At 69.3% G+C, this 13,889-nt stretch carries 7 protein-coding genes; 6 read left to right on the top strand and 1 reads right to left on the bottom strand.

Annotation, left to right across the window (positions count from 1 at the left end; translation table 11 throughout):
* Positions 1-228: 228 nt before the first annotated feature.
* From ACWD5O_RS30715 to ACWD5O_RS30725, 3 genes are all read left to right on the top strand, one after another.
* Positions 229-3,540, top strand: coding sequence for a hypothetical protein (locus ACWD5O_RS30715; RefSeq protein WP_450087482.1), 3,312 nt, complete (start codon positions 229-231; stop codon positions 3,538-3,540).
* Positions 3,537-8,465, top strand: a complete 4,929-nt coding sequence (locus ACWD5O_RS30720; RefSeq protein ID WP_450087483.1) for a DEAD/DEAH box helicase — start codon at positions 3,537-3,539, stop codon at positions 8,463-8,465. Before ACWD5O_RS30715 ends, ACWD5O_RS30720 begins: the two co-directional genes overlap by 4 nt.
* A gap of 439 nt (positions 8,466-8,904) precedes the next feature.
* Positions 8,905-9,789, top strand: coding sequence for a hypothetical protein (locus ACWD5O_RS30725; RefSeq protein ID WP_450087484.1), 885 nt, complete (start codon positions 8,905-8,907; stop codon positions 9,787-9,789).
* Between the two features lie 205 nt (positions 9,790-9,994).
* Here ACWD5O_RS30725 and ACWD5O_RS30730 read toward each other — a convergent pair whose 3' ends face one another.
* A complete protein-coding gene (locus tag ACWD5O_RS30730; RefSeq protein WP_450087485.1) occupies positions 9,995-10,588 on the bottom strand; it encodes a DNA-binding response regulator in 594 nt (197 codons plus the stop codon).
* A gap of 105 nt (positions 10,589-10,693) precedes the next feature.
* Between ACWD5O_RS30730 and ACWD5O_RS30735 the strand changes: the two genes are divergently transcribed.
* The 3 genes from ACWD5O_RS30735 (at position 10,694) to ACWD5O_RS30745 (ending at position 13,687) form a co-directional block, all read left to right on the top strand.
* Entirely contained in the window at positions 10,694-10,981 is a 288-nt protein-coding gene (locus ACWD5O_RS30735; protein WP_450087486.1) for a hypothetical protein, read from the top strand.
* A 105-nt stretch (positions 10,982-11,086) separates the two neighbouring features.
* Complete coding sequence (locus tag ACWD5O_RS30740) at positions 11,087-13,183, top strand: AAA family ATPase (RefSeq protein ID WP_450087487.1); 2,097 nt, start codon at positions 11,087-11,089, stop codon at positions 13,181-13,183.
* 36 nt (positions 13,184-13,219) lie between these two features.
* Positions 13,220-13,687: a hypothetical protein gene (locus ACWD5O_RS30745; RefSeq protein ID WP_450087488.1), complete on the top strand. Its 468-nt coding sequence runs from the start codon at positions 13,220-13,222 to the stop codon at positions 13,685-13,687.
* The last annotated feature ends 202 nt before the right edge of the window (positions 13,688-13,889 follow it).

Below are 13,889 nucleotides of genomic sequence, written 5' to 3' on the forward strand. Positions count from 1 at the left end.
CAGGTGACCGGCCCGTCAGGCGGGCGAAGTCAACGCAGCCAGTCCTCACTCCCCTGAGTGGGGCCGGTGTCCGATCTGACCCGTCCACCGCTGCCGCCGACCGGGCCCACCTCGATGACCGATCGGGCAGGGCGGATGCTGAGGCGTCGGTTCGGTCTTGAAGACGCCTTGGCTTGCTTGCATAGTCGCCCTACCGCGCTGACGACCCCAATCCACAAGAGGGAGACCGTGTCACACGCATCCGAGATACTTCGGCTCCGGGAAGCCGAGTGGGCGCCAGCCCTGCGCGCGGTGTCGCTCGTCGCCGAGATTGACGCACCGGAGGACCACGCCAAAGAGGTCATCCGCGCCCTGGGACGAGTCTTCTGGTACAGCGCACCCCGCGAACGGCAGCTGCTGCTCACCCGTCACTACCCCGCGTGCTTGGTCGTCGGCCTGGCCGGGCTCGGTGCCGTCGGGTACGAACACGGCGACTACTGGAGCGCCGTCCACAACGAGGCGCCGGGCCAGGTTGACCAGACGTTCTGGGGGAGGGCCTTCCGCGGCAACCTCGACTACTTTCGGCTGGCCCGGTTCCCTGGTCTGCCGCAGGTCTACGTCGGTGAGATCCTCATGCATGCCGGGGTCCCCGCGTACTGCCTCGGCGACCTGTTGAATCTCCTCCTGCACCGCCAGTCCCGCGAGCCCGGACTCACTGGCGAGAGCTTCCTCGCCTGGGCGCTCGCGCCCGGCCGTGAGTCGCGCCTGAACGGGACCGACAAGCCGGTGCAGCGGTTCATCCAGCGCGGCGAGGACTACGCCGCGGACCTTGTCGACCGCTGCCTCGACCTGTTGGAACGGCTGCGGCAGCCGGGGTTCACCGCCGACGGACTCGGACTCTCCCCACATCTGATTGCCAAGGCCCACGCGCTCGCGGAGGCGAAGCAGCTCGACTGGACGGGCAGCTCAGAGCGCATGGAATCGGCTGCGGTGGCGGCGCAGCAGCGCCCCCACCTGGAGTTGGAGCCGTTCGGCCGTGGCCTGATGGTGTGGTTGCCGCCGGTCCACGACGCACCGGACGGTCGCGTCATGTGGCAGTTGCGCTTCGATGGCGAGGTCGAGTCGGTCGTCAGCCAGTCGCGCTGGCCTGGCACCAGCGAAACGGCGCCCGCAACGGCGGTAGCCATCGCACGCCCCGCGCGCCAGGTGATGGTGGAGTTGGCTGGCTACGACCAGGAGTACGAGCTAGACGTTGTCGACCCGCGGGATCCCCTGTTGGTCTTCACCGAGGACGGCCGGCGGGTGCCGGCAACCAGCGGCCTTCCGCCCGAGCCGGTCTGGTTGCTGTATCCGCAAGAGAACGACGGCGGTGGGCCGCTCGAGCTGCAGGTGGAGGGCGACCTGGTCGACACGTACGACGTGCCGGCCCCGTACGGCTGGCTCGGCTGGACGCTGCGCCGCGCCGACCTTCGCCAGGTGTCGCAGCTGCGGCTTGGTGGCGGAACACCCCGCCGGGTCAAGGGTGCCCGCCGCGCCCAGCTGCAGCTCGCCCAGCCGTTGCCCGGAGCGAGCAGCCTCGCCGGCGCACCGGTCATTGCGACGGCCCCGCGGCTGACCCTGCCGACCGAGCCCGGCGTGAGCACCGACTGGTCGATCCGGATCCGCCGACCCGGCTCCAGTCAGCTCCTGCACACCGAGAGCCTCTCCGTCGACCACGACACGACGGTTGACCCGTGGCGGCACCTGGCCCGCCCCTTGGTCGGCGCCTACGAGATCACCGTCCGAGGTCCGCTCGGCCGCGGCCTGGCCCGCACGTTGGAGTTCGCCGAGGGATTGTCCGTCATTTCCTACCCCGCCTGGCGGGAGATCACGGCGGACGGGCTGGAACCGGCCACCGTAGGGGCCGACGCCACCCTGCCCGGCCTGTCGGTCACGCCCCCAATGACCCACCTGGGCCCCGCCGACACCGCTGTTGAGCTGCAGCTCAACAGCCCGGGCGGCGCGACCACCGTACGGGTCACGCCCGCGCACATGGCTCTCCAACGGCTCGGCGGCGGCAGCCGCGGCGAATGGTCCCTGCAGCCACTGCGTCTGGACACCGAGACAATCGGCGAGGGTGAACTGCTGGTGCGGCTGCCGCGGGCGGCGGACACGCGGCTGATCGTCCGGTCCGGGGGCCGCGAGCTGCAAACCGTTCCGTCCGGAGAAACCTACGGGCAGCCGATGGCCCGGTTCCGGCTCGCGGCCATCGCCGACACGGTCGGCGCCCACGGGCTCGCCCAGCTCGACGTCCGCTTTGACGGGCAGGACTTCCCGGCAGCGCGCTGCGTACCTCGACGCCTCGCCAGCGCGGTCCACCTCGAGGACGACCGGCTGGTGCTGGTCGACGGCGTACGGGCCGAGGGGCTGACGGCCGCGCTGTACCAGGTGTACGCCCCGTGGGAACCGCCGTACCTCGCACGCCTCAGCGAGGACCTGGTCAGCGACCAGCTCCCCACGCGGGTCACCACGGCGGGGCCCCTCGTGGCGCTGTTGCGCATCGAGGATCCGTGGTTGCCGTCGGACTGGCCGGAGTGGCCCGGCCGCGACAACGCCTTCGACCTCGCCGAGCTGAAGTGGCAGCCGACCGGCCAGGACCCGGCGGGTGAGGCGGTCTCGGCGTACCTGGCCGGAGCAGGTGCCCTGCCCGACCGACCGGACATCGCGCCGCTGCTGTTCGACCTCTACCCGCGCGCGGACGACCTCCGTGCCCGAGGCGTTACGGCCAACATTCGGGGCGCCGCAGCGCTCCTGCGCCCGCATCCCGCCGCCGCGCTGGCCGCGCTCACCAAGCACCGCGCCTCGGCCGACCAGGTGGTCGCGCCCCTGGTGCACTCCGGTCTGATCGCCCTGCCTCCCGGCACGTACGTCAGTGCAGCCGACGAGGCGCGGCTCTGGACGGCCAGCCCGTTGGCCGCAATGCTCGCCTCGGCCCACCGGCTCCCTGACATCGCCTCCCACGCCGATCTGCGCGAACAGATCGCCGCGGTGTGCGGGGAGGTGGCAGCACATCTGCTCGCAGGCCGCCCCGATCCGTACGAGACGGTCGGCAGGTTCGACCAGTCGGCCGAGGTGTTCGCGTTGCTCCCGGCCGAGGAACGCGACCGGGTGTGGCGGGCGATGCGCGTCGTTCCCGGCGGCCTGCTCGACGCCGACGAACGGATGGCTGCGGCCCGCCACCTGTTCGAGGTACGGGTGCGGCCCGGCCTGGGACGGCTCTCCAGCAACGCGGAGGGTCTGCTGCGCGCCCTGCAAAAGCCCTTGGCCGAGTGCGGTGGGCCGCGGGTGGTAGCGGCGGTGCAGGCCCGCAACCCGACTCGAGGGTGGCTCGCTCTCCCCGCGCTGTCGCTGGCGTTCGCCTTCGTGGCGCGGCTGGCCGCCCGAGGGCACGCGGCCCCGGCCGGGCCGCTGCCACGAATCCTGCCCCTACACGCGACGCTCGCCCGCAGCGCACCGCGTCTCGTCGCGATCGACCTACTCCTCGCGGAGTTCCTCCTGACCGGAGCCGGAGCAGCCGAATGATCCTCGACCCCCTCGCCACCAGCGACGCGATCGTCTCCACCTACCGGCGCTATCTGCGTACCCTCGTGGAGCCGAAGGACCCCCGGCTCGCGACCGCGCTCGAAACTGCGATCGGCGACGCGATCAACCAGGAAATCACCAAGGGTCCGCTGCTCGAGGCGACCCCGCCCTACGTCACCAGCGCCACACCCCGTCAGCTCATCGACGCGGGCGTGCTCGATCCCGGCATCGCCAGCCTGGGCGCCGGGCTGGACATGGACCGTCCGCTCTACCAACACCAGGAGCGGGCGATCCGGAAGGCAACCGCAGGGCGCAACATCGTCGTCGCCACCGGCACCGGATCCGGCAAGACCGAGAGCTTCCTCATCCCCATCCTGAGCCGGCTGATGGCCGAACGTGCGGCGGGCAGCCTCGGGCCCGGCGTGCGGGCGCTGCTGCTGTACCCGATGAACGCGCTGGCCAACGATCAGATGAAGCGGCTGCGGGGCCTGCTGGCCGAGGCGCCGGACATCACCTTTGGCCGCTACACGGGTGAGACCCGCCGCAGTCGCCGGGAGGCCGTGGAGGTCTTCGAGCAGCAGAACCCTGGCGAGCGGCCGCTGCCCAACGAACTGCTCAGCCGGGAGGAGATGCAGCAGCGACCGCCGCACCTCCTGCTGACCAACTACGCCATGCTCGAGTACCTGCTGCTGCGGCCCTTGGACATGGACCTGTTCGAGGGTGAGCACGCCGGGCACTGGCAGTTCATCGTCGTCGACGAGGCGCACGTCTACGACGGGGCTCGCGGGGCCGAGCTGGCGATGCTGCTGCGCCGACTCGCCGACCGGGTGGATTCGGGCCGGCCGGTGCAGTGCATCGCGACCAGCGCGACCGTCGGTAGCGACATGGCAGCCGTGGTCGACTTCGCTGCCTCCCTCTTCCCCGTCCCCTTCGAGTACGACCCCGCGGATGAGGCGAGGCAGGACGTCATCACCGCCGACCGGGTCCAGCTGCCACCCGGGCCCGAGTGGGGACCCCTACCCGCCACGGCGTACGAGAAACTGCTCAACGCGCCGGACCCCGCCGGCGCCGTCGTGACCCTCGCCCGAGAGCACGGGTACGCCGGGGACGACCCCGCCGAGGCGCTGGCGTACGAGCAGCGCGTTCGCCGGCTCAAGGCGCTGCTCGCCCACGGGCCGATACCGCTGCACGAGGTCGCCCAGGCCCTCTTCCCCGGTAGCGGCGCGTCCGAGACCGCGTCGATGGTCGCCCTGGCCAACAGCGTCCACGACAAGGACGGCACACCGGTGCTCTCCGCCCGCTACCACCTCTTTGCCCGCGCGACGGAAGGGGCTTTCGCCTGCCTCGGAGCCAACGGGCCGCACGTCAGTCTGACCCGGCACGAGCGCTGCGGACGGTGCGGCGACGCCGCCTTCGAGTTCGGCACCTGCCGGCGCTGCGGCACCGTCTACCTGATGGGCACGCTGGAGCGGGTCGGCACCTTCACCGTGTTCCGGTCCCGCCGCTCCCGCGACGAGCAGCAGGTGTGGATGGCGCTGGTCGACGACGTGGCGACCGACGAGGACGAGGAGATGTTCAGCGGTACTGCCCAAGCGGCCGGCGAGCTGGGCGCGCTGTGCACCCGCTGCGGGGTGTTCCAGATCGGTAAGGCAGCCAAGTGCCCGCGCTGCCCGGACGGCGCCATGCGAGCCGTACGTTTCCTTCGGCAGCGCAGCGACGAGCTCACCGCATGCCTCTCGTGCGGGGGACGCGGAGCCGGCCTGATCCGGCTCTTCGCCAGCGGCAACGAAGCCTCCGCCTCGGTCCTGGCGACCGCCCTCTATCAGAAGCTGCCAGTGGCCTCCGATCCCGTCCAGCGAGGGCTGCGAGGCGGCGGGCGCAAACTGCTGCTGTTCAGCGACAGCCGGCAGTCGGCGGCCTACTTCGCGCCGTACCTCGAAGACTCCTACGAGCGGGTGCAGCGCCGGCGGCTGCTCCACGAGGGTGCCGTCGCCGCTGCGGCGGCCGACGACGAGGTGCGCCTCACCGATGTCGTCTACCACACCTCACGAGTAGCCGACCGGTACGGCATCTTCGAACGACGGCAGAGCCGCCAGACCCGGGAGAGGCAGGTCGCCCTCTGGGCACAGGTCGAGGCAGTCGGCGTTGACGAACGCAACTCCCTGGAGGGCAGGGGACTGATCGCCTGGGACATGTCCCGCGACCCCGCCTGGCTACCACCCCAGCCGCTGCTCGCCCTCGGCCTCAGCGACGAGGAGGTCTGGGCGTTGCTCGCCGAGTTGATCCGCTCGATTCGGCTCCAGGGCGCCGTCGGTGCCCTCGACGGCGTGGACCCCCGCGACGAAGCGTTCCAGCCGAGGCTCGGCCCGATCTACGTACGCGGCACCGGCTCCGACAAGCGCCGCAAGGTGCTCAGCTGGCTACCGACCAGGGGGACCAACCGGCGGGCCGACTTCGTGACCCGCGTCCTTGCTCGGCTCGACCAACAGACGGACCCGATCCAGCTGCTGGAGGGCGTGTGGCGCCTGCTGACCAAGGGGCCACAGGCCGAGTGGCTGATCGCCGGCACCGAAGCCGGCATCGGACAGGTCCACCAGCTCGACTCCGCTCTGATCACCTGCACGCCTACGGCCGGCGGCCTGACCATGTGGCAGTGCAGCAGGTGCCGCAAGCTCACCCCGTTCAACGTGCGCGCCACCTGCCCCACCATGGCCTGCACCGGCGACCTCGAACCTTGGACGTCCCCTGCTGCGGACATCGACCCGGACCACTACCGCAACGTCTACCGCGACATGAACCCGGTGCCGCTGCGCGTACTCGAACACACCGCCCAGTGGACCAGCGAACGAGCCGCCGAAATCCAGCAGCAGTTCGTCCGCGGCGAAGTCAACGCACTCTCCTGCTCCACCACGTTCGAACTCGGTGTCGACGTCGGTGAGCTGCAAGCCGTCATGCTGCGCAACATGCCTCCGACCACCGCGAACTACGTCCAGCGGGCCGGTCGGGCCGGACGCCGAACCGATTCAGCCGCGCTCGTGCTCACCTATGCCCAGCGCCGCTCGCATGACCTCTCCCGTTTCGCCGAGCCCGACCGGATGATCGCCGGGGAGGTCCGGGCGCCGTACGTGCCCCTGACCAATGTGCGGATCGATCGGCGGCATGCCCACTCCGTCGCGCTCGCTGCATTCTTCCGGCAGCAATTTCGGTTTTACGGCACCATCTGGCGTACGGCAGGGGAGTTCTTCCTGCCAGGTGACGACGGGATCGCCCCGGTCACGTTGGTCCGCGACTTCCTTACACCGGTGCCTCCGCAGGTCACCGACTCGCTGCGGCAGGTGCTGCCGGCCGAGGTGCGCGACATCATCGGCGTCGACTCCGAAGAGTGGGTCGAGCAGCTGGTTGACCTGCTGGAGTCGGTCCGGGCCGAGCTGCAGCAGGATGTCGACACGTACGAGCAGAAGCGGCAGGAGGCCTTCGCTGCCCGCCAGGACGACAAGGCCGCGCGGTACGGCCGCGTGATGAACACGATCACTCGCCGCGAACTGCTCGGGCTGCTCGCCAACCGCAACGTCCTGCCAAAGTACGGCTTTCCCGTCGACACCGTCGAGCTGCGGCTGGCCTTCGCGGACGCCCCCATCGCCAAGCAACTGGAACTCTCCAGAGACCTCTCGTCGGCCATCTACGAGTACGCACCCGGTGCGGAGGTCGTCGCCGGGGGACTGGTCTGGCAGTCGGCCGGCCTGTACCGGCTGCCCGGGCGCGACCTTGAGCGACGCTACTACGCGGTGTGCGACGGATGCGGCCACTACCGCGACTCGATCGACCGCCTCGATCAGGAGTGCCCGGCCTGCGGCTCCGCCCTCGTCGGCGTGCCCCGTCAGTACGCCATTCCCGTCTTCGGGTTCGTCGCGGCACGCGGTACCGGCCGGCGACCCACCAGTGCGCCGCGCCGGGCCTGGCACGGCGCAACCCATGTCGTGTCTCCCGGCGCTGAGCTCTACGCGGACAAGCTGGATCTCGCCGGAGGCGCGATCACCATCCGGGCCGGTGCCCGGGGCGAGCTGGTGGCAATCAGCGACGGCGCGATGGGACGCGGCTTCCTCGTCTGCGCGACCTGTGGTTTCGCCGGCCGGGCCATCGACGGTCGGGTTGACCACCAGAGTCCACTCAGCGGCCGCGAGTGCCGTGGCCGCATGGAGAACCTGTCGCTGGCCCACAAATATCAGACGGACGTCCTCGACCTGAGCTTCGACGGTGCGGTCGTGATTGGAGTCGAGGACAACGCCTGGCGATCGGTCGCGTACGCGCTGGTGGAGGGGGCGGTGCGCGCGCTCGAGATCTCCCGCGACGACATCGACGCGACGGTCTACCGAACCGAAGCTGGCCGCAGCGTGATCATGCTCTACGACACCGTGCCCGGAGGAGCCGGCCACGTCCGGCGCATCGCGGAGCGGCTGCGGGACGTACTCGACCAGGCCCTGCAGCGGGTCCGCGACTGTGAATGCGGCCCGGAGACCAGCTGCTACCGCTGCCTGCGGGTGTTCCGCAACGAGCGCTACCACGAGCAGCTACGTCGCGGCGTAGCGGCGGACGTGCTCAGCCGCCTCCTCGGCAAGCACGACCAGGCGCCCGTCGGAGCGCTTCGGGTCTCGCTCGCGGACGTCGGGCCCGCACTTACCGCGACTCGCCGATTCCTGGTGACGGATGCGCCCGGCGAGGTCTTCGAGCCGGTCACCTCCGGCCAACTCGACCTCTACGAAGGTCGTGTCGTCCTCGCCCGCCGTGACGGCGACGCCGCGGTAGGGCGGCTCTGGCTCCGACGCGATGCCGACGGTGTGGTCGGGGCGGGCCTGCAGCCGATAGCTGGAGCGCCGTTGGATGACGGTGCAGACGATCTCATGTTGATCGGCGTTGCTGTGTGGTGATGTCGAGCTGGCCTCGGTTTCACATACCCGTTCCTGGTCGCGCCGTGGGTCGTGGCCCCCGCGGCGGCCCCCCAACACCGGCACCACTGTCGTCGGCTACGCCACCGCAGCCTCTCGTGCGGAGTGCGGCATCGCGACAGCCGACGTCATCCGACATGGCCCGACAGCCCGCCCCGCCGCAGCAACTTGATCAAGTGGGGCTCGCGACGGCGTCAACCTTCCGCACCGCCATCGGCCATGAGGCTCGGGGCGCCACCGTTCTGCGCCAGAGTCGTTTCTTACAGTCTTTGGCACTGACGTGAACGGCTCGGCGGCGACCAGTCGCCGGGCTTGCCGGCCGCCCATCTGCCTCATCCTCGATTCCGCTCGTTCGGGCGATGTCGGGCGGGGTCGCGAGGCCGGATAGTGGCCGGGGAACCGCAACAGAAGTGGGTGGCTGGTGGCTGAGGAAGTCGTGGACGTGCTTGCGCTCGAGTACGCCGAACGGCGGCTAATCGTCGTGCAGCGGGACGAGGAGGTTCTGGTTCAGCGACGCGGGCTCGGCGCTGCCCCCGGCTTGGACGAGGGCGTCGCGACGGCGGCCGGTAAGGCCTTGAAGAAAAGCGATGCTTTGCTTTCTTTGGTCTTGACCAATCCTGCTGTGGCGGCCGCCGGGGTGGCGGTGGCTGCGGGTGCGGCGGTGACCGCCGGCGCGGTAATGGCATGGAAGCGGTCGTCGGCCAGGTCGCCCGTGTCCGGCATGCTTCCGATGCGGATGTCGGAGATCGGCGGGCTGCAGCTTCCGCTGGGACACCCGCAATTCGATACGGTCTACGTCGGGCATCCGGCGCGGCCGGTTGTCTACTATCCGTTCGCTGATTTCCATCGGCGGACCTTCGAACACAAGTTCAGTGAGGCCCTGAGGCTAGTGACCAGTCTCGGCGCGACCACCATCAAGGTCTCGGCGGTGCAGGGGTGGGGACGGGAGTTTTCGACCGATTTGCGGGTGGGACTGCCAACCGCAGACGGCGGCAGCGCCAAGGCGGCGTCGAACCCGTCGCGCAAGGGTGAGTTCCTGTACTCGGCCGAACTTGCCGGGTCGGCTGAGCCGGTCGTCCCGGCGGACCTGGTGTGGTTTCCTCACGAGGACGCTTGGCAGGAGATTGCCCGGCAGCGGATCGAGCACGGATTACGGTCGTTCGAGATGCGGGTGACTTACCAGGACGACTATTCGGTGACCGCCGAACTAGCCGCCGACGTCGTCAATGCGAAGCTCAAGCTTGGCGGCAAATTCCAGCGGCAGCAGTCGACCATTTGGGTGATCAACGGGAAGTTCGCGCGGTGATTCGCTGGCCCGCTCGATTGTTCTGCGGGTGCTCGGGGTCTCGCTTGCCACGACCGGCGTCACCGGCGGGCTGGTGCTCGCCGGTGTTGCTGGCTGTGAGCGAGGCTAGATCCCCTCGGCGTAAGGGCGCGGACACGGTCGGACGCGACTTCGCGGCTACGACGTCGGTAAGAGTACTACCGGCGTAAGCGGTTCATTGTCAGTGTCACCTAAAAAGCAGCCAGCCCTGTTCCTGAGCGTGGACGATCGCCTCGATCCGCGTACGGGCGCCGAGCCGTCGGTACAGGGCCTGCAATAGGCGGTACATCGCGCGCTCGGAGTAGCCGGCCAGTCGGGCCAGTTCGGCGACCGTCATTCCGGCCGCGAGGTGGCGTAGCCAGGTCAGCTGATCTGCTGTGATTACGGGGTCGGCCTCCGCTCCCGCGAGTGCGGCGGCCACTGCGGCGGGTACGACCGTTTGCCCGTCGATCGTCGCCTCCACGGTCCGTCGAAGGGCAGCCGCGGAGACCTCGCGGTGCAGCACCGACCGCGCCCCGGCGCGTACCGCCCGCGCGCCCAGGCCTGCCGACTCCTCGCTCAATACTGCGATGACGCTGCGTTCCGGAGCGTCTTGCCTTAACCGTTCGAGTAGGTTCCAGTCCGTCGCGTTGGCCAGTGTCAGCAGCATCAGGCCGGCATGGCTCTGACGGGCCCAGTCCAGGGGGTCCGTCGGGATGCCGACCTGGTATCCGGCTGCGGAAAGCACGGCGATAACCCCGTGCCGGTACATCGGCAGGGGGTCGATCACCGCGAGATCCATGGCGACGAGGGTAGGGAGCGCGGCGCGGTACCGGCGCATACCCGGCGGGAACCCGCCGCATTCATGTCGTGGTTCTGCCCGGTCTCTCGGCCCTAGCGTTGAAGGATGGTCGTCGACAACGACCTCGGGCTCGGGTCGTTTCTCCCGATCACCGAGGAGGACCGGGAGATCATCCGGCAGGCGAAGATGCTCCACATCCGGGTCGCCCTGCAAGAGCGGAATGAAATCTTGTCCGTCGTCCGAGAGCTCAGGGAGTGGCAGCACCTGCCCGACGCGGATTTTGACCAGCGGGTTTTCGACGAGGTCGCAGTCCGGAGGTATCCCCGGGCTGCGCCGTCGCTCTTGGACGTCCGGGTGGTCATGGCCGCTCTGCGTGCCGGTCACATCTCGTAGCGACGGTGCCCTGCAGAATGCCGGCGCGTGAGAGGAGTTCCGGCAGGCGATCCAGACCCTCATGATGACACTATGGTGCGGCTAGTCAGATCTCGATCACTTTGGGTGGCCGTGGTGGCGCTCGCCTCGGGCACGGTCCTGATGGTCGGCGACGTGCCGCGATGGTGGGGCCTGCTTAGCGACGAACGGGACAACGGGCTGCTGCGGGCACTCGACCGCGGTGACAAGTTCGCCAGTGTCCTGTCGTTACTGGTCGGGATCGCCGCCCTGCGGGTGGCGCTCTCACAGCGTCGCCAGGACGGTCGAGGGACCGGCTCCACCTCGAGGGCGGCCGAGCAGGCCCGGCAGGTGTTCGGATTCTTCGTGGACCGCCGCGGCGAGCGCTTCCGGCTCCGGTGGGCGTTACGCGACCCGCGTTCGCGGCTGATCGTGGTGCACGGCCCGGCCGGTGTCGGCAAGACCGAGCTTGTCCGACGCGTCCTGGCCAACGCCACAGTCGACCACCGATGGTACTTGGTGACCCCGGCCTTTTCTCCGACCGTGGACACCCTGGTGCACGCCCTGAAGATGGGCGGGGTGGACGCCGCGGCCGAGCTACCACTGGACAGCTCGCCGCTCGGGCAACTGGAGGCCATCTTGCGCGGCAGAACGAGGAAGCCGTACATCATCGTGCTTGACTCGGTCGAGCGATTGCTCGATGACGACCACAAGTTGACCGACCTCGCCCTCGACGAGGCCCTCGACTTGATTGCCACTGGTCCGCGGCACGGCGTCAAGGTCATGGTGATCTCCAACGTGGTACCGATGACGGGGGCCGGCGGGACCTGGGTCGACTCAGCCTGCCGGATCGCGGTGGATGGCCTACCGCTTGACTATTTCCGCACGTTCGTCGAGCGGAGCGCGGGCGGCCGCACCGGCCTGCTGTCCTCGCTCGACGACCGCAGGCTGGATGAAGTTCGCAGGGATCTCGGCGGCAGACCGCGCCTCGCCCAGCTGTTCGACGCGGTCCTGGAATCGGACCAGGACACGACGCCGCTCGACTTGGCCGGCGAAGTGCATGGCTGGGCTGCCCGGATCGGCGTGGACGGTGTCGGTGACCGTCTGCGGAGCCGGATGACCGCGGCATTCCGCTCCGACCGCCGGCAGGTTTACCGAGCCGTCGCCGCGTTCGCTACTCCGGTCGACGCCAAGATGGTCACGGCTTTGGCCAACGAATTCCGCCCACAAGACGACCATCTCGAGATGGACTTCGTCCGCAGCGAGTTGATCGAGCTGAGTCGACATGCTGTCCACACTGACCGTCAGCAGCAGACCTTCTTCCTGGGACCGGCCGAGGCGAGCCGGGTGCTGGCCTGGCGGGAAAAGATTGACCGGGAGAGCATGGCGGCTGATCGGCGGCTGCTGATCAGTGCTGCCTGGCGGCTGCGGGCACGACGCCAGGCCGACCACCATGGGGACTGGGCCAATCCCCTGCCGTATCTGGCCGAGGTCGACGCCTGGCTGCGTGCCGACCGGGTAGACGGGGCCTTCAGGTCGATCGAGGACATAGAAGCCAAGGCCGCAGACGGCAATCCGCTTATGCTGTTTCGGCGGCCACGGCGGCTGATTGCGGAACAGATCGAGGCCACCGAGCGACCGGCCAACTACAACGTCCTTGGCTACCTGCACCACGCCAGCGGTCACTTCGGGCGGGCGGCGGACTTCTACCGGACCGCGTCTGCGCTCGTCGGCGACGACAAGCCGGGCTGGCGAGCCAGAATTCTGGTCAATCTCGCTGGCCTTGAGTGGGCCCAGGGGAGCGTGGGGCACGCGTTCACCAATTTTGAGAAGGCGCTCAAGATGGCGCCGGACGATCCAGCGGTACGTGCTGGATCGCTCGCCGGGATGGCCCGGTGCCGGCGACGCGACGGCCAGTACACCCTCGCGCGGCGGTACCTGGCCCAGGCGCTGCGTGCGGCCGGACCGCATCCCGGCCGCCGGATTCCGATCGAGTTGCGGCTGGCGCGTCTGTACATCGAGATCGAGCAGTTCCGGGAGGCCGAGTCGCTGCTTGATGGCGTCCGGGACGAGACCGAGGAAGTTATGTCGCTGCGGGCGGCCTACCTGGACGTGCAGGCAGACCTGCGGCTGGCTCAGGGTGACCACCAGGGTTCCGGCAAGGTAGTCATATACCCGTTTTCAGGTGAGTCCGAGGAGTTGTAGCGGTCGGTATGGGTTTCGGCTGTTGTGGCGTAGGGCTTGAGCGATGGTGGTGATTCCGGCCAGGCGGAGCAGGCTGATCGCGGTGTTGCGCAGGGTGGCCATCACGCGGGGTGCGTTGCGGGTGCGGATGCGGCTGGCGTCTTCGCCGTAGGTGGTGTCGCGGATGTGATGCAGGACTTCGATGGCCCAATGTCCGCGCAACCCGTCGGCCAGGTCGGCGGGGCCGGCCTGGGCGGCGGTCAGGTTCGTGATCGCGTAGACGGTGACGGTGGACCAGCGGCCGGTGGCCAGGTTGAGCCGGCGGCGGCGGATCCGCAGGGCTTGAACGGCGTGTGGGAAGTCCAGGGCGAGCGCCCCGGTGCACGTGACCGCTTGCAGGCGGCGGATGTCGTAGCGGCCGTGGCCGCGTTCGCCGGTCTCGTCCTGGACCGGGATCTTCGCCCAGGGCAGGGCTTGAGCTGCCGATACAAACGCGGCTGGTTCTTCTTCACGGTGAACAGGTAGCCGGCCTGCTTGTCCTCGGCGAGCCAGCGGGCATGGTCGCGCTGGGTGTGTAACGCATCGGCGGTGACGAGCGCCGCGGTCAGGTCGAGGGCGGCCAGCAGCGGCTGGAAGCGGGTGATCTGGCTCGAAAATGTTCAGTGAGCGGGCATGGCGAGATGGACCCGGGGCTGCTCCGAGCCGCCGGATTGGGAACAGGTATCAA

The organism is Micromonospora sp. NPDC005161 (genome assembly GCF_053599855.1).

What these genes read in the sequence shown, in the direction of transcription:
- ACWD5O_RS30720 (WP_450087483.1), top strand. Translation starts at nt 3,537, where the DNA reads ATGATCCTCGACCCCCTCGCCACCAGCGACGCGATCGTCTCCACCTAC.
- ACWD5O_RS30735 (WP_450087486.1), top strand. Translation starts at nt 10,694, where the DNA reads ATGGTCGTCGACAACGACCTCGGGCTCGGGTCGTTTCTCCCGATCACC.
- ACWD5O_RS30730 (WP_450087485.1), bottom strand. Translation starts at nt 10,588, where the DNA reads ATGGATCTCGCGGTGATCGACCCCCTGCCGATGTACCGGCACGGGGTT.